We start from the raw sequence: 21,799 nt of genomic DNA, 5'->3' as shown, positions 1-21,799 counted from the left end.
AGCGTCAGGCCAGGGTGAGTACGGTCTTGCCGGGTCCGCTCTTGCCGGGTCCGCTCTTGGTGGCGTGGGCGGCAGCGGCCTGTTCGAGGGGGAAGGTCGCGGCGACAGCGGGGATGAGTTCGCCGGTGGCGGCGAACTCGGCCAGGGCGGTCATGCCGAGCCGGTCGGCCTCGACGAATAGCCCGGCCACCCGGATGCCGCGCGCGACCGCATCCTTTTCCCGCGCAGCGACCGTGGGAGGCAAAGTCGAAACCAGGATGCCGCCGGGTTTGAGAACTTCCAAGGCCTTGGCGGGGTAGTCGCCGCCGATGACCTCGAGGACGGCGTCGACTTCCTTGACGGCTTGGGTGAAATCGGTCGTGGTGTAGTCGATCACCTCGTCGGCGCCCACTGCGGCGACGAAGTCGGCGTTCTGTGCCGAAGCCAATGCGATGACATGTGCGCCACGGGTTTTCGCGATCTGCACTGCGAGATGTCCGACACCGCCGGCCGCACCGTTGATCAATACGCGACTGTCTTGGTCGATGCGAGCCGTATCAACGAGGGCCTGCCAAGCGGTGAGACCGGCCAAGGGGAGGGCGGCGGCTTGGATGTGATCGAGACGCTGCGGTTTCGGAACGAGCACGCGGGCCGGAGCGACGGCGTACTCGGCGTAGGCGCCGTGGCCGTGCGGGAATGGCAGCATGCCGAACACCTCGTCGCCGGGCTGATGCACGGTCACACCCGGGCCCACGGCCACCACGTGGCCCGAGATATCCCAGCCGAGCACGAACGGCAGCTCGTTGACGAACAGGCCACTCTGACGAGCCAACGCGTCGACCGGGTTGACGCCGGCGGCGTGTACTCGGACGACGACCTCGCCGATGCCAGGCGCCGGGATCGGCAGGGTGACGCGCTGGAGCACGTCGGGTCCGCCGAGCTCGTTCTGGCTGATGGCCTGCATCGTGTCGTTCATGTCTGCCTCCTGATGGTCACGGGAGTCGTGCCGGATGGTGTCGTCGCCGAACCGACGCATCGGCCGGGTATGCCGTCATTTGGTGTGTCGGACCTCGGCAATGGGCTTGTTGTCGATGCCCGGCGTGAGCTGGTCATGTCGCCCCAGTGCCTCGACCTCACGCTCCAGGGTCGGAACCAGTTGAGCGGCGAAGCGCCTGGCCCAACGCCAGGTCAGCGGTGAGTTCACGGCACCCTTCGCCCAGTTGGCCACGCCGACCGCGCGCGGTACGTACACGCGGGCACGACGGCGCGCCAGTCCGTCGACGATCGCACCGGCCGCCTCGTCGACGCTCGTGGTGACATTGCCCGGATAGGGCAGCTTTTCGCGTATGCCCTGGAACGAGGGCAGGTCCGCGTCGGCGCCTCGGACAAGGTCTGTGTCGATCCATGAGGGGTGGACCACGCCGACCGTGACACCGAGGTGCGCCACCTCTTGGCGGTAGGCCAGGGTGAGCATTTCGACTCCGGCCTTGCTCGCACCGTAGGAGGCCAATCCGGCCAGGGGCATGAACGACAGCGCGGACGCGATGACCAGCACGTGACCTCGGGTGCGCTCTAGATGCGGCGTTGTGTGCTTGAGGGTTCGAAAGACGCCGTTCAGGTTGATGTCCAGTACGCGATCGAACGATGCCTCATCCATCTGCCGCACGGTTCCGTAGGCCGCCACCCCAGCGTTGGCGACAAGGAAGTCGATGCCGCCCATGATTTCGGCGCAGTCATCGATCGCCGACCGCAGTGCGGTGCCGTCGCGCACGTCGGCCTCCCGCCAGCAGGCGGTGGGCCCCAGGTCGGCGGCCAGTGCGCGCAATTTGTCGGGCTCGAGTCCGATCAAGGCCACGCGTGCGCCGCGGGCGGCGGCAAGGCGTGCCACCTTTTCCCCGATGCCGCGTGCGGCTCCGGTAACTACCAGTCGTCGACCTGCCAAGCTTCGTTGCATCAGCCGAGGATAACTTCGTTATAGTCAGAAGGCAAGAGCGAGCAGCGGTGATCGAGCGGCGTCTTTCGATGTTGTGCCGGGTTGTGGTCGTGCGCGCCTACGCGGGGTCGGTGCTCATCGAGCGGGCTGCCGCGGTTTCGGAGGCATTCGCCGACTCGGCGCTGTCGCCGAAACCGACCAGCAGATTCACTGTCATCGGTTGCAAGACCTGGCGCGCTGGGTCCGAGAATTGGGTGAAGTAATCGCCCAATTCCAGCGTGATGAATCCGTGCACGCAGCTCCAGAGTTGGGTGGCGATGACGTCGGGATCCGCGTTGCCACGCAGGCGGCCGCTGTGCGCGAGCCGGGCGCATGCCTGGACCAGATGTGCGTAGGCGGCCTGGAATTCGTCGGATCGTCCGCTTGCGCGGGAGTTCGAGGCTTTTGGTGGTCGATAGCTTCCGCGGGTCGAGAGTCCGAACATCAAGTCGTACAGGTGTGGATTGTCCTGTGCGAAACCGCGATAGGCCAGCGCCATCGTGAAGAGGTCCGCGACCGGATCATCGCTCGGCGGCGCGGCGACGAGAGCCCGGCCGAGATCCCGGAATCCTTTATCGACGACGGCTTGGAGTAGTTCGGGCACTCCGCCGAGGTGGTAGTACACCGCCATTGTCGATACCTGCGCGGCCTCGGCCACCGACCGTGCCTTGATCTGCGAAGGCCCCTTCTCGGCGAGCAGTCGCGTGGCCGCCTCGACCAGCCGTTCGGCGATCTGATCGGCGGTCAATCGAGTGGCGGCTTCTTTGCTTGGCTTCGGCATCGGAGCCGCTCACCTCCAGGTTCGGACAGCTTTGGGTTGGTGAAACGAGGCTACCGGGCATCCGCCCAGTTCGACTCGGCGAAGAACGACGAAGAATGAGTCGGCGATCACGAGTCTTGCTCAATGTGACCTAGTGCACTATTCTCCCATAACGAAGTTCATAACGAAGTTCCAAACTTCGTTCTCGCACCTGTCTTCGGTGCGGTTTCCCCACATCCGGATAGGTAAGGAGGGGTCGGCGCCATGTCGCAGCCACGTCCCGGGGTGCAACGCATCCAGACCGAGAAACTCGACGGTGGGGTGATCGTCGCGCGTTTCGCCGGCAATGAGTTGGGCCTGTTCGGCCGCGAGGATGCTCCCGAACTGTTCGATCTCGTCGAGCGCGCCGACCGCGATCCCGACGTTCGCGTGGTGGTGTTCACCGGGTCGCACCCCGGGCGATTCATCAGCCACGCCGATCTGCGATGGTTGCAGGAAGACGGTTCGGTCATACCCCCGGTCGGCCGCGGTATCACCAATGTGGTCGCGCGGATCGCCCATCAATTCGGCCGGAACAAGTTCACGCGATGGATTGCCCGGAAGACGCCGCTGACCGGCGCGGTCCAGCTCGACCTCATGCACGAGACATTGCTGCGGATGAGCACGAGCTCCACGATCTTCGTCGCGGCGCTCAACGGGTCGGTGCTCGGTGTGGGCGCGGAGATCTCGTGGGCCTGTGACCTGCGATTGATGGCCGAAGGCGACTATTTCATCGGGCATCCTGAGGTGCTGCTCGGCTTCGCGCCCGGCGCCGGCGGCACCCAGCGCCTGCCTCGACTCATCGGATCACACCGCGCGCTGGTCGCGATCTTGGAAGGCAAGCCCTTCCCGGCCGAGGAAGCACTGGCGATCGGGGCGATCGATGAGATCGTCCCCGCCGATCGGCTCATGGGTCGCGCGATCGAACGCGGCATGCATCTCGCGGCACGGCCGACCGAGGCGATCGCCGCCATCAAGCGGTCGGTGAATGTGGGGGGATCGCTGTCGATGGCCGAGGGCCTACACCTCGAGCGCACCGAATTCCTGGCATCGCTGCCGCAGCGGCAGGCACAGGAGATCATGCTGCGCTACCTGCGTGAGACCGCCGAGAGCGGTGAGCTGCCGCTGTATCGGCCCGGCGGCTATGACGAGGCGCTGCGGCACGGCAGTGCCGCGCTCGGCACCACATCCAGGAAGTGAAAGAAATGTCTCGCAAAGCACCTCACGCATTCGGCCGCCGAACCGTGGATTTTCCCTCCGGCGACTCCTTCTGCTCGGCTTGGTTGTACCTGCCCGATATTGCCGTCGATAAGCCGGTGCCCGTGGTTGTGATGGGGCACGGTTTGGGTGCCACTCGGGAGATGGGGCTGGCGCCCTACGCCGAGCGATTCGCCGCGGCCGGGCTGGCGGTGTTGGTCTTCACCTACCGCCATCTCGGTGACAGCGGCGGCGCACCACGCCAGGTGTTGTCGATGAGCAAGCAGCTCGCCGACTGGGACGCCGCGCTCGAGTACGCGGTCAGCTTGCCGGAAGTCGATCGTGCTCGGGTCGCGGTATGGGGGAGTTCCCTCGGTGGCGGACATGCCATTTCGGTCGCCGCCCGGCATCCGGAACTTCGTGCCGCGGTCGCCCAGTGCCCATTCACCGACGGACTCGCATCGGCGGCCGGTCTGGGGCTGGGGGAGACGCTGGCGCTGTTGCGCGTTGTGGCCCGCGACCTGGTGGCGGCGGCGCGGGATGAGGAGCCGATCTGCGTTCCGGTCGCCGCGGCACCGGGCGAGATGGCCCTCATGAACGCACCCGATGCGCTGCCCGGGATGCACGCGCTGCTGCCTCCCGGCTTCCAGTGGGTCAACCGTGCCGCGGCCCGCAGTGTCACGAGCCTGATCCGGTATCGGCCCGGTCGATCGGCCAAGCGCATCGTCGCGCCGGTCCTGATCTGCATCAGCACAACCGATTCGGTCGCCCCGCCCAAGCAGACCGAACGCTACGCCCGCCAGGCACCGCGCGGCGATGTTCGGCTGTATGACGCAGGACATTTCGATTTTTACCTCGGGGAGGCATTCGAGCAGTTGGTGACCGATCAAACCGCGTTCTTGGTCCGCCACTTGCAGCCCGCGGCGGTCATAGGGACGGTGCGGTAACCGATGTCGAACGCGGCCATGCGCCTGCTGCTGTGGTTTCTCGGGCAGTGCATCGCCCGGGGATCCCGGTTCATGCCGTCTGTGCGGTCGCAGATAACCCGCTCGCTGACCTTCGAGATGTCCGCTGGTGACCGGGTCGCCCGGCACTGGATCTTCGACACGCAATTGCGCCGGGCGACATCACGTTCCGGCCATGCCGCCGCGGCGGACTGCGCGGTGCACATCGGCTCGAGTCGGCAAGCGCTGCGCATTCTCAGTTCCCCGAGGGCGGTCGACAAGCTGGTCGAAGCAAATCACCAGGGCACCGTCGAGATTCACGGCAGTGCCTTCGTACTGCTGTGGTTCTTCGGCCTGACCAGGAAGTTCATCAAGATCGGGCGGGTGAGTGGACCCCGCCACCGGATCCCCGATGCGTACATCGCCCACAACCCCGCTGCGAGCGGGGACGAGACCATCCTCATCGAGCCTGCGGTCGTGCGCCTGGATCCCGAGTGGAAGGCCGCCTGGAAAGCCAGGTCCACGTTGTGGATGGTCCGCGCCACCACCGACGAACCTATGCCGGAGCCATGAGATGACACAGCTGGCATCAACGCCGATGACCACGACACCCGCAACCCATGCGATGACGACGACAACCGCCGCGGCGGGACTCAACGACCGTTCGCTGGGCTGGCTGAGGTTCATGTGGGACAAGGCCACGACCGACGACGACTGGTCCGATCAGGGTGAGCCACATCCGTGGTGGGATCGCTACAGCGAGCCGCCGATGTGCGCGTTCCCGCGCTTCGACCTCGCCGAGATGGGCTACGTGCTGCCCATGATGGTGGAAGCGACCCCGGCTTGGCGCGAGGGCTATACCCGCATCCTCGACGAGCTGGCGCGTCGCTACGTCACCTTCTGGGGCGGTATCGACTGGAACACCCTCATCGGGCCCGATCCGAATGTCGACAAGTATCCCCCTGAATGGTTGATGGTCGTACCCGAGCACCTGCGTGGCCGGTATGCCCTGCCTGGCTGGACCGGCAATGGCGTCGAGCCATGGGGACTGCAGCCCGACCCGGTCGGCTGCGACGGAAACCTCTTCTATCGTGGGTGGCTCAATCTGCTACTCGGCATGCGCCACTACGTATCGGGCCAGCCGACACACGCCACTCCGTTCGAGGTTTCCGGATACCAGAACCGCAGATTCACCTGGACACACCAGCGGATGGCGAAGTTCATCTCCGATCAGATGGCGGCGCGACCCCAAGGACCGCACTGCGAGAACACCAAGATCTGGCCGTTCTGTGTGACTGCGGCTGGTCTGGGCCTCAAAATGTACGACTCGGTGTTGCGCACTTCGCTCAACGAACCGTTCCTGGATTGGATCGAGTTCGCTAAGAAGCACTACATGGGACGTGACCGGCAAGGTCGCATCGATTGGGTGGCGTTTTTCTACGACCCGATAGAGAACGCGACGATGACGTTCCCCGGGCCGGTGAACGGCTACAGCGCGCTCACTCTCGTGCACTACATCTATCCGCAGGATCCCGAACTCGGGATCGAGCTGTACGAATCGGCGATGCGCCAGCTGGGCTGGAACAACCCCAAGGTGCCGGTCGTCCAGTTGGCTGATGACCCGCAGATGCTGTCCATCGGTCTGTGGATGGCCCGCGAAATCGGTGACACCACCACCTGGGAACGCTTGCGTGCGGCGTCCGAAAGTCAGTTCGAGCCACGGTATTTCGGCGAGGACGACAGCCGCTTCGCGTTCTGGTGCGGCTTGGGCGAGCAATGGCCGCGGGGCCAGATCAACGCCACCATGATGATGATCGAATGCGCGGAACCCGGCGCCTGGTCGCGGGTTTTCAACTCCCCGAACACCACCATGTACGACGAGCCGACGGTCTCCGGCCTGGACTACCCGCTCATCGGTATCCGACGCACCCACAACGACATTCGGCGCCGCGTGCTCGAGATCGACACCTTCGCCGCGACCCCGTCGCGACGGGGAGCGCCGACTTCATTCACCGTCGACAACCTGCCGCACGACGCGGCGGTCTCGCTCGAGGTCGACGATCGCCCCAGCGACACCTGGCGCCGATCACAACCCGGTGCGGTGGCCATCGACCTCGACATCGATACCCACCGGATTCGCCTCACCTACGCATGACAAACCCTTCCCGAAAGGCCCGAATCATGACCACCTACGCCGTATCGGCCCGCCGATTGTCCGAGCTTCTCGGCCTCACCGAAACACCTGTCGCGGTGAGTTTCGACGCGACTACGGATGCACCCGGTCCGGTCCCGGCGCAACCGGCCGGATGCTGTTTCTGGACACCGGCGCAGCAGCAACGTCTCGATACTGTCGCCGCCGATCACGCCCACTGCAGCGTCGGCAGCTACACCCATGGGCTGATCCCGCTCGAACAGGCCGCCGCGGGCGCTGATACCGCAGAACTGGTGGGCAGCGGCTGGGTCGGCGAGGCCGACCTGATGGCCGCCGCGGCGTTGCCGTTCCGTCCGTCCTCGATCACCTATCAACCGCTGGCCGAGGCGGAAAACCCGGACGTGGTCCTGATCAAGCTGTCGCCGACCGCGTTGATGACCCTGCTCGGGGCGGTCCCGGATCTCACCTTGGCCCGCAAGCCGCAGTGTGTGATCGTCCCACTCGCCCAGGCCGGGCAGGTTGCGGTGAGCCCCGGCTGCGCGGTCAGCCGGACCCGAACCAACCTTCCCGAGGATGAGCTGACCTGCGCGCTTCCGGCGGGCGAGCTGGCATCGATCATCGAACGGCTGGAGGCCTCGACTGCCGCCGACCGAGCCGTCAGCGAGTTCGCGGCCGCCGATATGGCGAGCAACTTCAGCCCGGCGTGAGCGCCGGTCATCCCGGTCAGTGATTTTCGAATAATCGGAAGGTTCGACGATAGTGGACACCGGCAGCGAGATTTCCTCGCGCGGGCGATGGGACGCGATGGTGTCCGCGACGGCGGTCGCCCCGCGTGCGGTGGGGGAGTTCTTCGCGACCGTGCTGGATACCGCTCGGATGCTGCCGCGACGCCCGTTCCAATTTCGGGAGTTCGTGCACCAGGCCTGGTTCATCGCCAGCGTGTCGATCGTGCCGACCTTGCTGATCGCGATCCCGTTCTGCGTCATGGTGATCTTCCAGATCAACGTGCTGCTCAACGAGATCGGTGCCATCGACCTGTCCGGCGCCGGTGCCGGTATCGCGGTGATCCGCGAGATCGGTCCGGTCGCAACGGTTTTGGTGGTCGCAGGCGCCGGTGCGACGGCGATCTGTGCGGACCTCGGTGCCCGCACGATCCGCGAGGAGATCGACGCGATGCGGGTGCTGGGCATCGACCCGATTCAACGGCTGGTCGTGCCGCGGATACTCGCCTCCACGACGGTCGCACTATTTCTCAATGGCCTGGTCACGGCGGTAGGTTTGACCGGCGGCTACCTCTACGCGGTCTATCTGCAAGGCGCGACTCCGGGACAGTTCATCACCGCGATTCCACTGCTCACCGGGATACCGGATCTACTGGTCAGTGAGCTCAAGGCCGGGATATTCGGGCTGTTGGCCGCGCTGGTCGCCTGCCATCTGGGTCTGCATGCCAAGGGTGGGCCGAAGGGCGTCGGTGACGCCGTCAATCAGACCGTCGTTTTCAGCTTCGTCTTGCTGTTCCTGGCCAACTCGCTCATCACCACGCTGTGGCTGCAATGAACGGATCGATATTGACCACCACCAGCAAAGAACCGGGGGCCATCGAGCTGATCCGGCAGAAGGCATGGGGACGTCGCCTCACCACGACCGCGGCCCGCCCCGTCGACGCCGTCGGCGGCCTCGGCCACCAACTGTCGTTTCATCTGCACGGAATCGGCTGGATTCCGCGCACCCTGCGCCGCTACCGCGGCGAGGTAGTCCGCCTCATCGCCGAGGTGAGCCTCGGGACCGGTGCCCTGGCGGTGATCGGCGGAACCGTCGTCATCGTCGGATTCCTCACCGCCGCAGCCGGTTACGAGGTCGGCCAGCAGGGCAGCAACTCCCTCGGGCGGGTCGGGGTCGAGGCGATGTCGGGATTCATCTCCGCTTTCTTCAATACGCGCGAGGCCATTCCGGTGGTCGCCGGGGTCGCGCTGACCGCGACGGTCGGCGCCGGATTCACCGCGCAACTCGGTGCGATGCGGGTGAGCGAAGAGATCGACGCCTTGGAGGTTATGTCGATTCCCTCCGTCCCATATCTGGTGACGACCCGCATCCTGGCCGGGCTGATCGCGATCATGCCGCTGTACGGTATCGCGCTGTTCATGGGCTATGCCTCGACTCAATTCGTGAGCATCGTCCTGTCCGGGCAGTCGCCGGGCACCTATGAGCACTACTTCAACGTCTTCCTCGTGCCGAGCGATGTGCTGTGGTCGCTGGTGAAAGTCATTGTGTTCTCGGTGATCATCATGTCGGTGCACTGCTACCACGGCTACCACGCCGCCGGTGGTCCCGCCGGTGTCGGGGTGGCGGTCGGCCGAGCGGTGCGCACCTCGCTGATCGCGATCATGATCGTCGACCTGATCATCGGCGTCGCGGTCTACGGCGGTGTCCACTCGACCGTGCGGGTGTCCGGATGAAGGTCGAAGTCTCCCGCCGCCGCGCCTTGCTGCTGGGCATCAGCGCTCTGGTCGCGTTCGTCCTCGCCTGGACAGGTGCCATCGCTTCCTGCAGCGGCGAATTCGTCGCGAGCACCCGCGTCTACCTGGTCGCGGATCGGGCGGGGCTGCTGATGGGGCCCGGATCCGATGTCAAGGTGCACGGTGTGGTCGTCGGGCGGGTGAGCGCCGTCGATTTCGACAACGACCGTGCGAAGCTGACCTTGGACCTGAATCCTGGTCAGGCGCACCGGATTCCGGACAACGTCGGTGCCGATATAGCACCGACCACGCTGTTCGGACGCAAGTTCGTCACGCTGGTCTGGCCGGAGCAACCGTCGGCGACGACATTGACCGCCGGGTCGGTGATCGACGGTTCGAAGGCGCCCGTCGAGGTGAACGACGTATTCGAGGCGTTGCTGGCCGTCCTGAAAATGGTTGAGCCGCAAAAGGTCAACGCGACTCTTACCGCCCTCGGGACCGCTCTGGGCGGGCACGGCACGCGATTCGGCGACCTCATGGTGTCCACGGATCGCTACCTCGGGCAGTTCAACGAGGCCATTCCGACATTGCGCCGCGACGTCCCGCTGCTCGCCGACAATCTCGACACCCTGGCTGGCGCGACACCGGATTTCATGACCACACTGCAAAACCTGTCGACCACCGGCGACACCATTGTCGAGAAACAGGCGAGCCTGAGTGCCTTCCTGCTGTCGTTCACCGAATTCGGCAATACCGGTAGGGCATTCACGGATGCTTCGGCCACACCGCTGATCGGCGCTGCCGAAGCATTGGAACCGAGCGTTCGGGTGCTCGCCGAGCAGTCGCCGTCGTTCCCGTGTCTGTTCTCGGCTCTGAACAAGGACCGCAAGATCCTCGAACGTGCGCTCGGCGGCGGACGGCCGGGCCTGAACATCCTGAGCACCCTGCTGATGGGCGACGCGCCCTACCGCTACGACAAGGATCTGCCCGTGAACGGTGCCGATAACGCACCCTCCTGCCATGGATACCCGTACACGCCGGACGGCCCCGCCCCCGGTCACACCGACTTCAACACCGGCACAACGGTTTACGGCCCGATTCGTGGCCCGGAGGATTTGCTGGGCAACCCGTTCGCGGCACTGATCTACGGGCTGACCCGATGATCGCCCGCCACGCCGGTATCAAGTTGGTGATCTTCCTGGTGATCACCTCGATCATTTCGGCCATGCTGGTCGTGCTCGTCGGCGAGTTGCGTTTCGTGCCGACCCGCACCTACCGTGCGCTGTTCACGTCGGTCTCGGGGATGAAGTCCGGGAATGACGTGAAGATCGCCGGTGTCCCGGTGGGCAAGGTGAAGTCGGTGGATTTCGCACACGACCACCTCGTCGAGGTCGTCTTCACCGTCGACCGTGATATCGATGTGCTGGCCAGTTCCACCGCCGCGGTCCGATACAAGAATCTGGTCGGCGACCGGTATCTCGAGGTGGCCGTCGAACCCGACCACTCCGGATTGCGCTCCGAGGACGATCCGATTCCGGTCACCCAAACCGCACCGGCACTCGATATCGACAGCTTGGTCAATGGATTCAAGCCGCTGCTGCAGGGCTTGGATCCGGACCAGACGAACAGGCTGTCGGCATCGTTGATCGCGGTTCTCAACGGCCAGGAACAGAACATCGCCACCCTGGTGGAGCAGATCGGTGAGCTCGGCAACACGTTGGCCGATCGTGACCAGGTCATCGGTGAGACGATCGACAGCCTCGCCGCCGCCCTCGGCGTAATCCAGTAGCGCGGCACGCAATTCGACCAGTTGGTGGTCGACCTGCAGCAGATCGTCAGCGGTCTCGATGCGGACCGGACCACACTGACCACCGGTCTGGAGCGCATCGACGCGGGCACCGCCGAGGTCGCACAGCTCCTACAGGACAACCGGCCCGCCGTCGGCGCCGACATCGTCGAGTTGCAGCGCTTGGCGCGCAACCTCAACACCGATTCCGACACCATCTTGTTGCTGCTTGCGAAGCTGCCGACCACTTACAACCTGGCCGGGCGCGCCAGTAGTTACGGAAGTTTCGCCAACTTCTTCGTCTGCGGTCTCGCCATCCGGTATCCGGCGATCGGCGGCGCCGGCTATCAGGACACACCGATGTTCACCGCGCCCGCCGAAAGGTGCAGGTGATGTCGCCATGAAGTCGTTCTCCGAACGTGACCCCCTGCGCGTGGGGCTGGTGGGCATCGGCATCGTCGTCGCCCTGCTCGTTGGTGTGTTCAATTACGAGCGCATCCCCGGATGGCCGGGGCACAAGACGGTGGTGGCCGAATTCGCCGACGCGAGCGGACTGAACACCGGTGACGCCGTGCAGATTTCGGGCATCGAGGTGGGCAAGGTCGACAGCATCGCCCTCAGCGGCGATCACGTCGACATCGCTCTGCGGGTCGACACCCATGGACAACATCTCGGCATGCGCACCACCGCGGCGATCAAGGTCGAAACGGCTCTCGGGCGTCGATATGTCGAGCTGCGGCCTGACGGTGACGGCGCCATCGGTGACCGAATTCCATTGGACCACACCACCTCCGGCTTCGACATCACCGAATCGCTGAACCAACTGACGACCCGCTTGGCCGGCACCGACAAAAAGCAACTGACCGACGCGGTCGACAGTGTGTCGAAGGTACTGACTTCGCTGACCGAGAATCTGCGCCCTTCGCTCGACGGTGTGTCGCGACTGTCGGAGACCATCGCCTCCCGTGACGGTGCCGTGCGGGATCTGCTCGATCGCACCCAATCGGTGACCGGCATTCTCGCGCAACGTAATCAGAATCTGACCGCGCTGCTGACCGACGGTGGTTCGCTGTTCGCCGCACTCAACGACCGGGCCGCCACGATTCGCACGCTGCTGGTCAATGTTCGGGCCGTCAGTGCCGAACTGCACGGATTGGCCCAGGACAACAAGCAGACACTCGCGCCGATGCTGGCCGAACTCGACCGGGTCGTGGGCCTGCTCAACACCAACTACGACAACATCAACGCCGCGATCACCGGCTTGAAGCCGTTCGTGACCCAACTCGGTGAGGTCGTGGGCAGTGGGCCGTTCTTCGGTGTGCTGCTGCACAACATCGCCCCGGCCAACCTCAACGGGCAGCAGCCCGGCAGCCCCGGAGGAGGACGCTGATGGCGTCGCCACGCGCGGGCCGGTCCCGCATCCCGGTACCCGGACGAATTCTCGTCGTCCTGGTCGTCGCCGCGATCATCGCCACCGGTGCGGTCTGGTGGATGACGCGAGACGCGACCGTTCGGGTCACCGCCTATTTCACCAATTCGGTCGGTCTGTATCGCGGCGACCGCGTCACACTGCGCGGAGTCCCCATCGGCGACGTCGACGACGTCACGCCGATAGGCGATCGCGTCCGCGTCACCATGCATTTCGATTCGTCGCATCCGGTGAGCGCCGACACCCACGCCGTGATCGTGGCCCCCACGCTGGTGTCGGGCCGCTACATCCAGCTCATCCCGAAAAAGGGGTCCGAGCCGGAATTGCGCGATGGCGCGATCATTCCGCTCGCGCGCACCGCTGTCCCAGTCGAGTACGACCAGATCAAACAACAGGTCACCGACCTCGCCACCCAGCTCGCGCCCAAACCCGGCGACCCGACCGGGACCTTGGCCCGATTCACCGACGCCACTGCGAAAGCGCTCGGGGGTAACGGTAAAACGCTCAACGACACACTGGTCGACCTGTCCAAGGCGATGCAGACTCTGGCCGAGGGCGGACCCGATCTGTTCGCCACCGTGCGGAATCTGCAGACGGTGATTTCCGCGCTCGCCGCCAATGACACTCAGGTCCGGAACTTCGTCGGCCAACTGGCCGGTGTGTCGAATCTGTTGAACGACAACCGGACTCAGCTCGATGCGGCGCTCCAGGCGGTCCAGGCGATGCTGCCCGAGATCCGCAGCCTGGTCGCCGACAACCGTGACGCGCTGAAATCCGATGTCACGTCGCTGATTCGGATCACCTCGCTGCTGGTGGAGCGGGAGGACGACCTCGCGCAGATTCTGCATACCGCGCCGACCGCGCTGGACGATCTCTACAACATCATCGATCCGTCCTCGAAGTCGGTGACCGCGAATCTGATCATCCCGGATCTACCTGATCCGATGTCGCTGATCTGTGCGCTGCTCACCACCGTGGACGCGCCGCAAGCCGAATGTTCACGCGCCAGTACACAATTCGGCGACCTGTTCGCTGCCGCAGCGCGCGCAGCGATGGGCGCGGGCGCGGCGCCGCAGGCCGCCGTGGATCTACCCGGGTTACCGGCGATCCCCGGACTGACCGACCTTCTCATTCCCGGAGCCCGACGATGACACCATCGATACGACGCCAGGCCGGTTGCGTGCTGCTATTGGGCGTTTTGCTCAGCGCCGGTTGCCGATTCGACGGAGCCAATTCGATCCCATTGCCCGGCAACACGATTCACCACGGCTCCTACACGGTGCGGGTGCAGTTGCGTGACACTCAGAACCTGATCGCCAATTCGCTGGTCAAGGCCGACAACGTGACAGTCGGTTCGATCACCGCGATCACCGTCCGCGATTACATCGCGGACATCACCCTCGAAATCGACAACAACGTCCGGCTGCCCGTGAACAGCACCGCCCGACTCGCACAGACCAGCGTGCTCGGCGTGCAATACCTGGAACTGAGCAGCCCCAACCGCGGTAAGTCGGACCGTCCGCTGCGTGACGGCGACGTGATCCCGCTCTCGGCTACAACGGAGTATCCCGCGACCGAGGATGTGCTCGCCGCGTTGTCGTTGGTTCTCAACGGCAGTGGGCTGGAACAGATCCGGACCATCATGACCGAACTGAACGACGCGTTCGGCGGCCGTGAGGACGCGATCAATCGATCCTTCGCCCGACTGGTCACCTTCGTCGACGGCCTCGACACCCAACGCGACAACATCGTGCGTGCCATCGACAGTCTCGACGCGTTCTCGAAAGAGCTTGCCGCGCAGAAGGACACGCTCGGTGCGGGGATCGAACAGATTCAGCCCGCCCTGGCGGTGCTCGACGAGCAGAAGACCCAATTGACAACCATGCTCGACCGCGTCGGCGCTTTCGGTGCGCAAGCCGCGCAGGTACTGCACAGCAGTCGCGATGACCTCACCGCCGACCTGCACAACCTGCAGCCCACGCTCACTCAACTCGCGGCAGCGGGTTCCGATCTCGCCGGGTCACTGCTCGTTGCCCTGAGCTTCCCGTTCCCAGTCACCGTCGCCGACAAAGCCATCAAGGGCGACTACATCAACTTGTTCCTCACCCTCGACCTCACCGTCGAAGGCATCCAGAACAAGGTCATCGGCAGCATCCCGTTCAACCGACTGGTCCCGATGTCCAACCGCGCCGTGAACCCGCTCATCGCACCGACGCAACCCGGGCCGGGCGACCTGCCCGCCGATCCGAACGGGGGACCCCGATGAAAACCCGTCTGGTCAAAGGTCAGCTCATCGTCTTCGCGATCCTGGCCGTGGTGAGCCTGGTCTACGGCGTGGTCCACTACATCGGCATCCAGCGCCTCACCGGGCTTGGAACCTACACGGTCACAGCCGATTTCACCGATTCGGGTGGCCTGTACGAAGCCGCGTCGGTCACCTACCGCGGCGTGGAGATCGGTCGCGTCACCGGCATCGACCTCAACGCCGAGACCGTCCGAGTCCACATGCAGTTGCGCGACGACCACAACGTCCCGGCCTCGGCCACGGCCGCGGTCAAGAGCATGTCCGCCATCGGCGAACAGTACGTGGACCTGATCCCTTCCGATGACACCGCGCCGTATCTGCGCGACGGCAGCTCGATCCCACTGTCGAAGACGACCGTGCCGATTCCGACCGCCGACGTGCTGGACAAAACGCAGACCCTGCTGAAGAGCGTGTCCACCGACTCGCTGCGAACCGCGATCGACGAGACCTTCAACACCGTCAACGGCGCCGGGCCCGCCCTGGCTACCCTCATCGAATCCTCGGCGAAGCTGCTCGACCTTGCCCAAGCCGATATCGGGCCCACCCTCACCCTGCTCGACGATGCCGAACCGCTACTGCGCGCCGGAATTTCGGTCCGGACCGAAATTCATTCCGCGACAAACGATCTGGCGTCGTTCACCACACAGCTCGCCCTGAACGACGCGCAACTGCGCGATGTGCTGGATCAGGGCCCCGCCACCGCCGACACCATTTCCGGCACACTCGCCGACCTGACGACGCCGCTGCCGGTATTGCTGGCCGATCTGCAGAGCGTGGGACAGGTGCTGCGGGTCAATGTAGCGGGACTGCGCCAGATCCTGGTCGTGTATCCGGCGCTGGCGACCGGCTTGAATTACACCGATGCCGCCGCGCGCCTGCAGACCACCGCTGACACCAGGGGGCCGCAGCTGCCGCTTGATGTCAAATTCGGCAATACCGAGAACCCGCCACCCTGCACGGAGGGATATCAGAGCACCCAGCGCCGCGACCCATCCGATACGGGTCCCGCTCCGGTTTCGTCGACGGGCAACTACTGCCGGGTCGCCCCGGACAACCCGAAAGTCGTCCGCGGCGCCCGCAATATCCCCTGCGCCACCGATCCCTCGGTCCGCACCGTCGACCTCGCGAACTGCCCGGGCGGACTGCCCTCGACCTGGCCGGACATGCTCGCACACCCCGGTGATCCCGATCCAGCGGCCGCCGCGCAGGCTCCGGAGCCCGACCCGGCCGCGCCGACCGGACGCGCACCCACCACCGACCCCGCGGTGTCCGCCCCGGTCGCACCCGCAGCCATGACCGCACCGTACGCGCAGCGCGACGGGTCCTTCCGGGGCCCGGACGGTCTCACCTATGTCGTCGGGCAGCTGGCCCAATCGGCCGCCCAAGCAAAGGAGTACCAGGGATGGCAATCGCTACTGATCAAATAGACGCCGACGAGGCCATATCCGAGTCCGCCACTGCTTCCGAGTCGGTGGACGCGCCGCGCCGCCCAGGTTCACCGTGGCGGGTCTGGGCGATCACGATTGCCACCGCAGCAGTGGTGACGTTCGTCGCGGTGAGTTCGCAGCTCTGGCTTACTGTCCACCACAACCACCAGGACGACAGCCGCGATCGTGCCGTGCTCGACACCGCGCGCCGTATCGCCGTGCAGTTGGTCACACTCAGTCATGATTCGGCCAAACAGAATCTCGACGCGATCGCCGCCGATTCGACCGGATCCTTCCGTGACCAGTGGGACAAGATCTCCGGCAACTTCGTCGCGGTACTGCAGAACGGCAAGGTCGAATCCACCGGCGAGGTCAAGGAAGCCGGGATCGCCGCAGTCGACGATGCGCACGCCACCGTGCTGACCGCGGTCACTTCCACGGTCAAGAACACCGAAGCCCCCGAGGGGCAGCAGCGGGTCTACCGCATGAAGATGACCCTCGACCACTCCGACGGGCGTTGGCTCGTCTCGAACGTGGAGTTCGTCGCATGAAACTCCTTCCACGCCAATGGTTCCAGCGTTTGTCCGCGATCGGCAGGCGGGCCACCATCGTCACACTCGTTGTGCTCGCGCTCACGCTGGGTACGGCGATCACCACGACGGTCCTGTTCGGACGCAGCGCCTCGGACCACAGCGCGACAGCGACCGCCGCACGGGCGGCCCGGAATTCGGCGCAATCGCGAATTCCCGCCGTGCTGTCCTACGACTTCAACACTATCGATAACGAATTCCCCAAGGTCACCGACAATCTGACCGGAACCTTCCGCGACGATTTCGCCAAGCTGAGCTCGAGCGTGATCATCCCTGCGGCACATCGCGATTCGATCATCACCACTGCGAAGGTCGTCGAATCCTCGGTCGTCACCGCAGCCGTCGACAAAGTCACGGTGCTGGTGTTCCTCGATCAGGAGACCACGAGCAGCAAGTATCAGGGACCGCGCCTGGACGGCAGCCGCATACGAGTCACCATGACTCCGGCCGACGACCGATGGCTCATTTCCGACATCACACCCGTCTGACATCGTTACCTGCGGAAGCGAGAGCCATGTCCGCCAAAAATGGTTCGCACCCGAAGGTGATGTGCACCTGCGGATCTGGCTGTCCGGCTTGGTCTTCGACTATGCGGTAACACGGGGCGGCGGTGCGCAATTTTGTCCACGATTGGAGGAGAAAGCCTTGGTGCACAATCGAATTGATCAGCTACACCGTCGATAGCTTGCTGCCACGCCTGCCGTGCGAGCGATTGTTTGTGGGCCGTGCCGGCGGCGCCGGGATATCAGCAGGTCAGGTTGATCGGCGAGTCGCGATCGAGCTTGTAATGTCCGACGATCGGCTATTGTCTATAACAAAGTTTTAAACGAAGTTCTACAATCTCTTGGAGTTCACTTTGCCCCCGGGGGCGACGTGCCGACGTACCGAAGCCGGACCTTCGGCACCCGACGAAAGCAACTGAAATGAATCTCGCCGAAAATCTTGTGATCTCTGCCCGCAACCGTCCCCACCATGTGGCGATTCGGCTCGACGAGACAGTCGTTTCCTACGCGCAATTGGACGCGCTCAGTCGACGCGTCGCCGGTCTGCTCGCCGAATACGCTGTGGCACCGGGTGATCGGGTCGCGATCATGCTCCCGAATGTCCCGCATTTCGCCGCTCTCTACTACGCCATCCTGCGGGTGGGCGCGGTCGTGGTGCCGATGAACCCCTTGCTCAAGGAACGTGAAGTCGCCTACTACCTGCGCGATTCCGGCGCCAAGCTGATATTCGTCTGGCCGGATTTCGCCGTCGAAGCCGCCGCGGGTGCCACGCAGGTGGGCAGTACCGCGATACCGGTTGTTCCTGCCGAATTCCTCGACCAAATGATGGCGATCGAGCCGCGAGAGGAGGTGATCGATCGCCGCCCCGATGACACCGCGGTAATCCTGTACACCTCCGGCACCACCGGCTTGCCGAAGGGCGCCGAGCTGACCCACGCCAACCTCGGCAGCAACGTCGACGTCTGTACACAGACCCTGCTCGAGCTCAGCGCCGAGGACGTGATCTTCGGCGGGCTACCACTGTTCCATGTGTTCGGGCAGACATGCGCTCTGAACGCCGCCGTGCGGGTCGGCGCGACGCTGACACTACTGCCGCGCTTCGACCCCGCCAAGGCATTGGAGCTGTTGGTCCGGGACCAGGTGACGATCTTCGAGGGGGTGCCGACGATGTACTCGGCGCTGCTGAACCATCCAGGTGCCACCGACATCGACCTCGGCACGCTGCGGATCTGCGTCAGCGGTGGCTCCGCGCTGCCAGTGGAGGTGCTGCATGCATTCGAGAAGCAGTTCGGATGCGTGGTGCTCGAAGGGTACGGGCTATCGGAGACCTCGCCCGCCGCCTGCTTCAATCACCCCGATCGACCCCGCGTACCCGGCTCGATCGGTACCCCGGTCCGTGGTGTGGAACTGCGGGTGGTCGACGACGAAGGCAGCGTGGTGGCCGACGGCACGGTCGGTGAGATCGTCATTCGCGGTGACAACATCATGAAGGGCTATTGGAACAAGCCCGAGGAGACCGCCGAAGCGATCACCGATGGCTGGTTTCACACTGGCGATCTGGGCCGGATCGATGCGAACGGCAACTACTTCATCGTCGACCGCAAGAAGGACATGATCATTCGCGGCGGCTACAACGTCTACCCCCGCGAGGTCGAGGAGGTGCTCTACGAGCACCCCGATGTCGTCGAGGCCGCGGTCGTCGGTGTCGCGCACGCCGAGCTCGGTGAGGAGGTCGGTGCCGCTGTCGCCCTCAAGCCCGGCGCATCGATCGGTGCCGACGAACTGCGCGACTTCGTCAAGGAACGCGTCGCCGCCTACAAATACCCACGCCACGTCCACATCGTCGACGCCTTGCCGAAGGGGCCGACCGGAAAGATCCTCAAGCGCGAGATCACTCTGCACGCCGACCACAGCGGATCGACCATTCGCTGACCGCCTCGCGGAATTACGCACTGCCGCTGATCAATTCGAAAGGAAAGCACATGCCGCTGTATCAAGTTCTGGTTCCCACGGGGTCGCTGACTGCGAACCACCGTGCCGACCTGGCCGAAGCAATCACCGCCATTCACACCTCGGTCACCGGCGCGCCCCGTGGATTCGTCAACGTTGTATTCGTCGAATACGAGCCGTCGGCGTTTTTCACCGCCGGTAAGCCCAACTCGGTATCGGTGATCAGCGGAAATATCCGGGCTGGTCGGGATCGCGCATCGCGGGCCGAACTGCTCACCCGGCTGTCGGCGGCATGGACCGCCATTACCGGCCAGGACGCCCGAAGTCTGCTGCTCGGACTCAACGAGATGGATCCCACGTCCATCATGGAGGCGGGGCTGATCATGCCCGCTCCCGGCGAGGAAGCCGCGTGGATCGAACAGCACAGGCAGGAACTCGGCGATGTGCTGTCGACCCAATAGCTGATTGCGCATTTGGGGTACCCGGGATCGACTGACCTCGCCACACAGGTCGCCGCCTGTGTGGCAGAGGTCGGCGCGGCGCTGAGCCACGACCGCGCCGCCCTGATTTGCGAGCTCTACCACGGGGGAGCCCGGTAACGGCATCGAGGGATTCCGACGCAGCCATCACCAGGCGAGCCAGGCGCACAAGGCCATGCTCGCCGCGACGGATAGCGCACCGACCGTGGCTACATTCGGTGAGATCGGTGCCGTTGCCCTGCTCTGTGATGATCTTCCCGCGACAAAGGCATGGGTGGCCGATACCCTCGGTCGACTCGCGCTCGATGATGAATCACACGCCCGTCTTCGCGAAACGTTGCGCGTGTTTCTGCGGACCGGGGGCAGTTATACCGCCACCGCACAGCAACTCGCCCTGCACCGCAACTCGGTGCTCTATCGGATACGCCGAGCCGAAGACGAACTGTGTCGCCCGGTCGAGCCACATCGACTGGATATCGAGGTCGCTCTGCGGGCCTGCCAATGGCTCGGCAGTACGGTGCTCACCGAGCTCGACTGACAACGACCGCTTTGGCCCATCAGCCCTGGGCCGACAGCATTCCGGCTTACGACCATCTTCGCCGCCCGGCGCTCGGCGCGGCATGACAACAGTAAGGAGAACCAATGACGAAGACCCAGCAGGTACTGCTCGCGAAGCGGCCATCCGGGTTGCCCGATGCGGACACCTGGCGTGTGGCGACCGAGGAACTTCCCGCCATCTCCGCCGGGCAGATCCTGGTGAAGGTTGATCTGATATCCATCGACCCGGCGATGCGCGGGTGGCTGAACGATGTCCGGTCGTACCTACCGCCGGTCGGCATCGATGAGGTCATGCGCTCGCTGGACATCGCCACCGTCGTCGAGTCGGCGCATCCCGACTTCGCGGTCGGTGACACCGTCAGTGGCACCTTCGGCGTGACCGAATACGCGATCAGCGACGGCAACGGCGTACAGCGGATCGATCTCGGTATCGCACCGGGGGCGACCTGGCTCGGCGCCCTCGGAATGCCCGGTATGACTGCCTATTTCGGTCTGCTCGAGGTCGGCAAACTACGGGCCGGTGAGACCGTCGTGATCTCGGCCGCGGCCGGAGGCGTGGGTGGGGTCGCCGGTCAGATCGCGAAAGCCTTCGGCGCGCGGGTCATCGGGATTGCGGGCGGTGCGGAGAAGTGCCGCGTGCTGACCGAGGAACTCGGCTTCGACGCCGCGATCGATTATCGCGGCGAGGATGTGCTGCACCGGCTGCGCGAGCTGGCGCCGGACGGCATCGACGTGTTCTTCGACAATGTTGGCGGCGATATTCTCGATGCCGCGCTGGCGAACCTGGCGCGGGGTGCGAGGGTGGTCATCTGCGGTGCGATTTCGTCGTACAACGACGACAAACCGGCTCCCGGCCCCGCGCGCTATATGTCGCTGCTGATCTTCCGGGCCTCGATGACCGGATTCGTGGTGTTCGACTACCGCGATCGCTACGGCGAGGCCGTCGCGAAGATCTCGCAATGGTTGGCCGACGGCAAGATCAAGGCGCGAGAGCACGTTGTCGAGGGTGGTGTCGCCCGGTTCGGTGAAACCTTGAACATGCTGTTCGCGGGTGCGAACACCGGAAAGCTCGTGCTCGCGATCTGAGTCCGCACGAATAGGGCCCCGCTCCGCCGCCTGTTCGGAATCGCCGGTTCTCGCTCGTCGGAAGACTATCCTCGAATTGTCGGGGCGCTTTTCCCAGATCGAGAGGTGGCGCGGATGAGTGGCTGCGGCGGGGTCTTTTGGGGCGGGTCGACTGGACAGTGGTGTGTCGCGGTGGGGGTTTGGCGCG

The 21,799-nt window shown here is 64.7% G+C and carries 23 protein-coding genes; 20 read left to right on the top strand and 3 right to left on the bottom strand.

Annotated features, from left to right (window positions below; translation table 11 throughout):
- Positions 1-4 precede the first annotated feature (4 nt).
- From ACZ60G_RS38000 to ACZ60G_RS37990, 3 genes are all read right to left on the bottom strand, one after another.
- Complete coding sequence (locus ACZ60G_RS38000; RefSeq protein ID WP_465816648.1) at positions 5-955, bottom strand: NADP-dependent oxidoreductase; 951 nt, start codon at positions 953-955, stop codon at positions 5-7.
- A gap of 75 nt (positions 956-1,030) precedes the next feature.
- A complete protein-coding gene (locus ACZ60G_RS37995) occupies positions 1,031-1,933 on the bottom strand; it encodes an SDR family oxidoreductase (RefSeq protein WP_465816647.1) in 903 nt (300 codons plus the stop codon).
- Between the two features lie 97 nt (positions 1,934-2,030).
- Positions 2,031-2,732: a TetR/AcrR family transcriptional regulator gene (locus tag ACZ60G_RS37990; protein ID WP_465816645.1), complete on the bottom strand. Its 702-nt coding sequence runs from the start codon at positions 2,730-2,732 to the stop codon at positions 2,031-2,033.
- A 243-nt stretch (positions 2,733-2,975) separates the two neighbouring features.
- Here ACZ60G_RS37990 and ACZ60G_RS37985 point away from each other — a divergent pair, with 243 nt between their 5' ends.
- From ACZ60G_RS37985 to ACZ60G_RS37890, 20 genes are all read left to right on the top strand, one after another.
- On the top strand, positions 2,976-3,950 hold the full coding sequence (locus ACZ60G_RS37985; protein WP_465816643.1) for an enoyl-CoA hydratase/isomerase family protein: 975 nt from the start codon (positions 2,976-2,978) through the stop codon (positions 3,948-3,950).
- Positions 3,951-3,955: 5 nt separating this feature from the next.
- The gene (locus tag ACZ60G_RS37980; protein WP_465816641.1) at positions 3,956-4,894 is read left to right on the top strand and encodes an alpha/beta hydrolase; all 939 of its coding nucleotides are present in this window, start codon (positions 3,956-3,958) and stop codon (positions 4,892-4,894) included.
- A gap of 3 nt (positions 4,895-4,897) precedes the next feature.
- Positions 4,898-5,464, top strand: coding sequence for a hypothetical protein (locus ACZ60G_RS37975; protein WP_465816639.1), 567 nt, complete (start codon positions 4,898-4,900; stop codon positions 5,462-5,464).
- A 1-nt stretch (position 5,465) separates the two neighbouring features.
- Entirely contained in the window at positions 5,466-7,046 is a 1,581-nt protein-coding gene (locus tag ACZ60G_RS37970; RefSeq protein ID WP_465816637.1) for a linalool dehydratase/isomerase domain-containing protein, read from the top strand.
- Between the two features lie 26 nt (positions 7,047-7,072).
- On the top strand, positions 7,073-7,750 hold the full coding sequence (locus tag ACZ60G_RS37965; protein ID WP_465816635.1) for a DUF169 domain-containing protein: 678 nt from the start codon (positions 7,073-7,075) through the stop codon (positions 7,748-7,750).
- Between the two features lie 97 nt (positions 7,751-7,847).
- Positions 7,848-8,600: an MlaE family ABC transporter permease gene (locus ACZ60G_RS37960; protein ID WP_465816752.1), complete on the top strand. Its 753-nt coding sequence runs from the start codon at positions 7,848-7,850 to the stop codon at positions 8,598-8,600.
- Between the two features lie 8 nt (positions 8,601-8,608).
- A complete protein-coding gene (locus ACZ60G_RS37955) occupies positions 8,609-9,499 on the top strand; it encodes an MlaE family ABC transporter permease (protein ID WP_465816750.1) in 891 nt (296 codons plus the stop codon).
- Entirely contained in the window at positions 9,496-10,662 is a 1,167-nt protein-coding gene (locus ACZ60G_RS37950) for an MCE family protein (RefSeq protein WP_465816633.1), read from the top strand. The genes ACZ60G_RS37955 and ACZ60G_RS37950 overlap by 4 nt, the downstream gene beginning before the upstream one ends.
- Complete coding sequence (locus ACZ60G_RS37945) at positions 10,659-11,288, top strand: MlaD family protein (protein WP_465816632.1); 630 nt, start codon at positions 10,659-10,661, stop codon at positions 11,286-11,288. Before ACZ60G_RS37950 ends, ACZ60G_RS37945 begins: the two co-directional genes overlap by 4 nt.
- A 24-nt stretch (positions 11,289-11,312) precedes the next feature.
- Positions 11,313-11,678 (top strand): hypothetical protein, encoded by a 366-nt coding sequence (locus tag ACZ60G_RS37940; RefSeq protein ID WP_465816630.1) that lies wholly within the window; start codon positions 11,313-11,315, stop codon positions 11,676-11,678.
- Positions 11,679-11,685: 7 nt separating this feature from the next.
- Positions 11,686-12,675, top strand: coding sequence for an MCE family protein (locus ACZ60G_RS37935; RefSeq protein ID WP_465816628.1), 990 nt, complete (start codon positions 11,686-11,688; stop codon positions 12,673-12,675).
- A complete protein-coding gene (locus ACZ60G_RS37930) occupies positions 12,675-13,865 on the top strand; it encodes an MCE family protein (RefSeq protein ID WP_465816627.1) in 1,191 nt (396 codons plus the stop codon). The genes ACZ60G_RS37935 and ACZ60G_RS37930 overlap by 1 nt, the downstream gene beginning before the upstream one ends.
- On the top strand, positions 13,862-14,980 hold the full coding sequence (locus ACZ60G_RS37925) for an MCE family protein (protein ID WP_465816625.1): 1,119 nt from the start codon (positions 13,862-13,864) through the stop codon (positions 14,978-14,980). Before ACZ60G_RS37930 ends, ACZ60G_RS37925 begins: the two co-directional genes overlap by 4 nt.
- Positions 14,977-16,446, top strand: coding sequence for an MCE family protein (locus tag ACZ60G_RS37920; RefSeq protein WP_465816623.1), 1,470 nt, complete (start codon positions 14,977-14,979; stop codon positions 16,444-16,446). The genes ACZ60G_RS37925 and ACZ60G_RS37920 overlap by 4 nt, the downstream gene beginning before the upstream one ends.
- A complete protein-coding gene (locus ACZ60G_RS37915; RefSeq protein ID WP_465816621.1) occupies positions 16,422-16,997 on the top strand; it encodes a hypothetical protein in 576 nt (191 codons plus the stop codon). Before ACZ60G_RS37920 ends, ACZ60G_RS37915 begins: the two co-directional genes overlap by 25 nt.
- Positions 16,994-17,524, top strand: coding sequence for a hypothetical protein (locus ACZ60G_RS37910; protein ID WP_465816619.1), 531 nt, complete (start codon positions 16,994-16,996; stop codon positions 17,522-17,524). Before ACZ60G_RS37915 ends, ACZ60G_RS37910 begins: the two co-directional genes overlap by 4 nt.
- 435 nt (positions 17,525-17,959) lie before the next feature.
- A complete protein-coding gene (locus ACZ60G_RS37905) occupies positions 17,960-19,471 on the top strand; it encodes a long-chain-fatty-acid--CoA ligase (RefSeq protein ID WP_465816617.1) in 1,512 nt (503 codons plus the stop codon).
- A 50-nt stretch (positions 19,472-19,521) separates the two neighbouring features.
- Positions 19,522-19,950 carry a tautomerase family protein gene (locus ACZ60G_RS37900; protein WP_465816615.1) on the top strand — a complete coding sequence of 143 codons (429 nt, stop codon included), beginning with the start codon at positions 19,522-19,524 and terminating at the stop codon, positions 19,948-19,950.
- A gap of 223 nt (positions 19,951-20,173) precedes the next feature.
- Positions 20,174-20,506 (top strand): helix-turn-helix domain-containing protein, encoded by a 333-nt coding sequence (locus ACZ60G_RS37895; protein ID WP_465816613.1) that lies wholly within the window; start codon positions 20,174-20,176, stop codon positions 20,504-20,506.
- A gap of 104 nt (positions 20,507-20,610) precedes the next feature.
- A complete protein-coding gene (locus tag ACZ60G_RS37890) occupies positions 20,611-21,612 on the top strand; it encodes an NADP-dependent oxidoreductase (RefSeq protein ID WP_465816612.1) in 1,002 nt (333 codons plus the stop codon).
- Positions 21,613-21,799: the final 187 nt, after the last annotated feature.

The sequence above is a fragment of the Nocardia sp. NPDC102475 genome, assembly GCF_055584605.1.
This window is presented reverse-complemented; position numbering and strand designations above follow the sequence as displayed.

Excerpts from the sequence above, each read along its gene's own strand:
- ACZ60G_RS37905 (WP_465816617.1), top strand. The coding sequence starts at position 17,960 with ATGAATCTCGCCGAAAATCTTGTGATCTCTGCCCGCAACCGTCCCCAC.
- ACZ60G_RS37975 (WP_465816639.1), top strand. The coding sequence starts at position 4,898 with ATGTCGAACGCGGCCATGCGCCTGCTGCTGTGGTTTCTCGGGCAGTGC.
- ACZ60G_RS37970 (WP_465816637.1), top strand. The coding sequence starts at position 5,466 with ATGACACAGCTGGCATCAACGCCGATGACCACGACACCCGCAACCCAT.
- ACZ60G_RS37985 (WP_465816643.1), top strand. The coding sequence starts at position 2,976 with ATGTCGCAGCCACGTCCCGGGGTGCAACGCATCCAGACCGAGAAACTC.
- ACZ60G_RS37995 (WP_465816647.1), bottom strand. The coding sequence starts at position 1,933 with ATGCAACGAAGCTTGGCAGGTCGACGACTGGTAGTTACCGGAGCCGCA.
- ACZ60G_RS37980 (WP_465816641.1), top strand. The coding sequence starts at position 3,956 with ATGTCTCGCAAAGCACCTCACGCATTCGGCCGCCGAACCGTGGATTTT.
- ACZ60G_RS37950 (WP_465816633.1), top strand. The coding sequence starts at position 9,496 with ATGAAGGTCGAAGTCTCCCGCCGCCGCGCCTTGCTGCTGGGCATCAGC.
- ACZ60G_RS37965 (WP_465816635.1), top strand. The coding sequence starts at position 7,073 with ATGACCACCTACGCCGTATCGGCCCGCCGATTGTCCGAGCTTCTCGGC.
- ACZ60G_RS37890 (WP_465816612.1), top strand. The coding sequence starts at position 20,611 with ATGACGAAGACCCAGCAGGTACTGCTCGCGAAGCGGCCATCCGGGTTG.
- ACZ60G_RS37900 (WP_465816615.1), top strand. The coding sequence starts at position 19,522 with ATGCCGCTGTATCAAGTTCTGGTTCCCACGGGGTCGCTGACTGCGAAC.
- ACZ60G_RS37915 (WP_465816621.1), top strand. The coding sequence starts at position 16,422 with ATGGCAATCGCTACTGATCAAATAGACGCCGACGAGGCCATATCCGAG.
- ACZ60G_RS37910 (WP_465816619.1), top strand. The coding sequence starts at position 16,994 with ATGAAACTCCTTCCACGCCAATGGTTCCAGCGTTTGTCCGCGATCGGC.
- ACZ60G_RS37925 (WP_465816625.1), top strand. The coding sequence starts at position 13,862 with ATGACACCATCGATACGACGCCAGGCCGGTTGCGTGCTGCTATTGGGC.
- ACZ60G_RS38000 (WP_465816648.1), bottom strand. The coding sequence starts at position 955 with ATGAACGACACGATGCAGGCCATCAGCCAGAACGAGCTCGGCGGACCC.
- ACZ60G_RS37945 (WP_465816632.1), top strand. The coding sequence starts at position 10,659 with ATGATCGCCCGCCACGCCGGTATCAAGTTGGTGATCTTCCTGGTGATC.
- ACZ60G_RS37920 (WP_465816623.1), top strand. The coding sequence starts at position 14,977 with ATGAAAACCCGTCTGGTCAAAGGTCAGCTCATCGTCTTCGCGATCCTG.
- ACZ60G_RS37930 (WP_465816627.1), top strand. The coding sequence starts at position 12,675 with ATGGCGTCGCCACGCGCGGGCCGGTCCCGCATCCCGGTACCCGGACGA.
- ACZ60G_RS37990 (WP_465816645.1), bottom strand. The coding sequence starts at position 2,732 with ATGCCGAAGCCAAGCAAAGAAGCCGCCACTCGATTGACCGCCGATCAG.
- ACZ60G_RS37935 (WP_465816628.1), top strand. The coding sequence starts at position 11,686 with ATGAAGTCGTTCTCCGAACGTGACCCCCTGCGCGTGGGGCTGGTGGGC.
- ACZ60G_RS37960 (WP_465816752.1), top strand. The coding sequence starts at position 7,848 with ATGGTGTCCGCGACGGCGGTCGCCCCGCGTGCGGTGGGGGAGTTCTTC.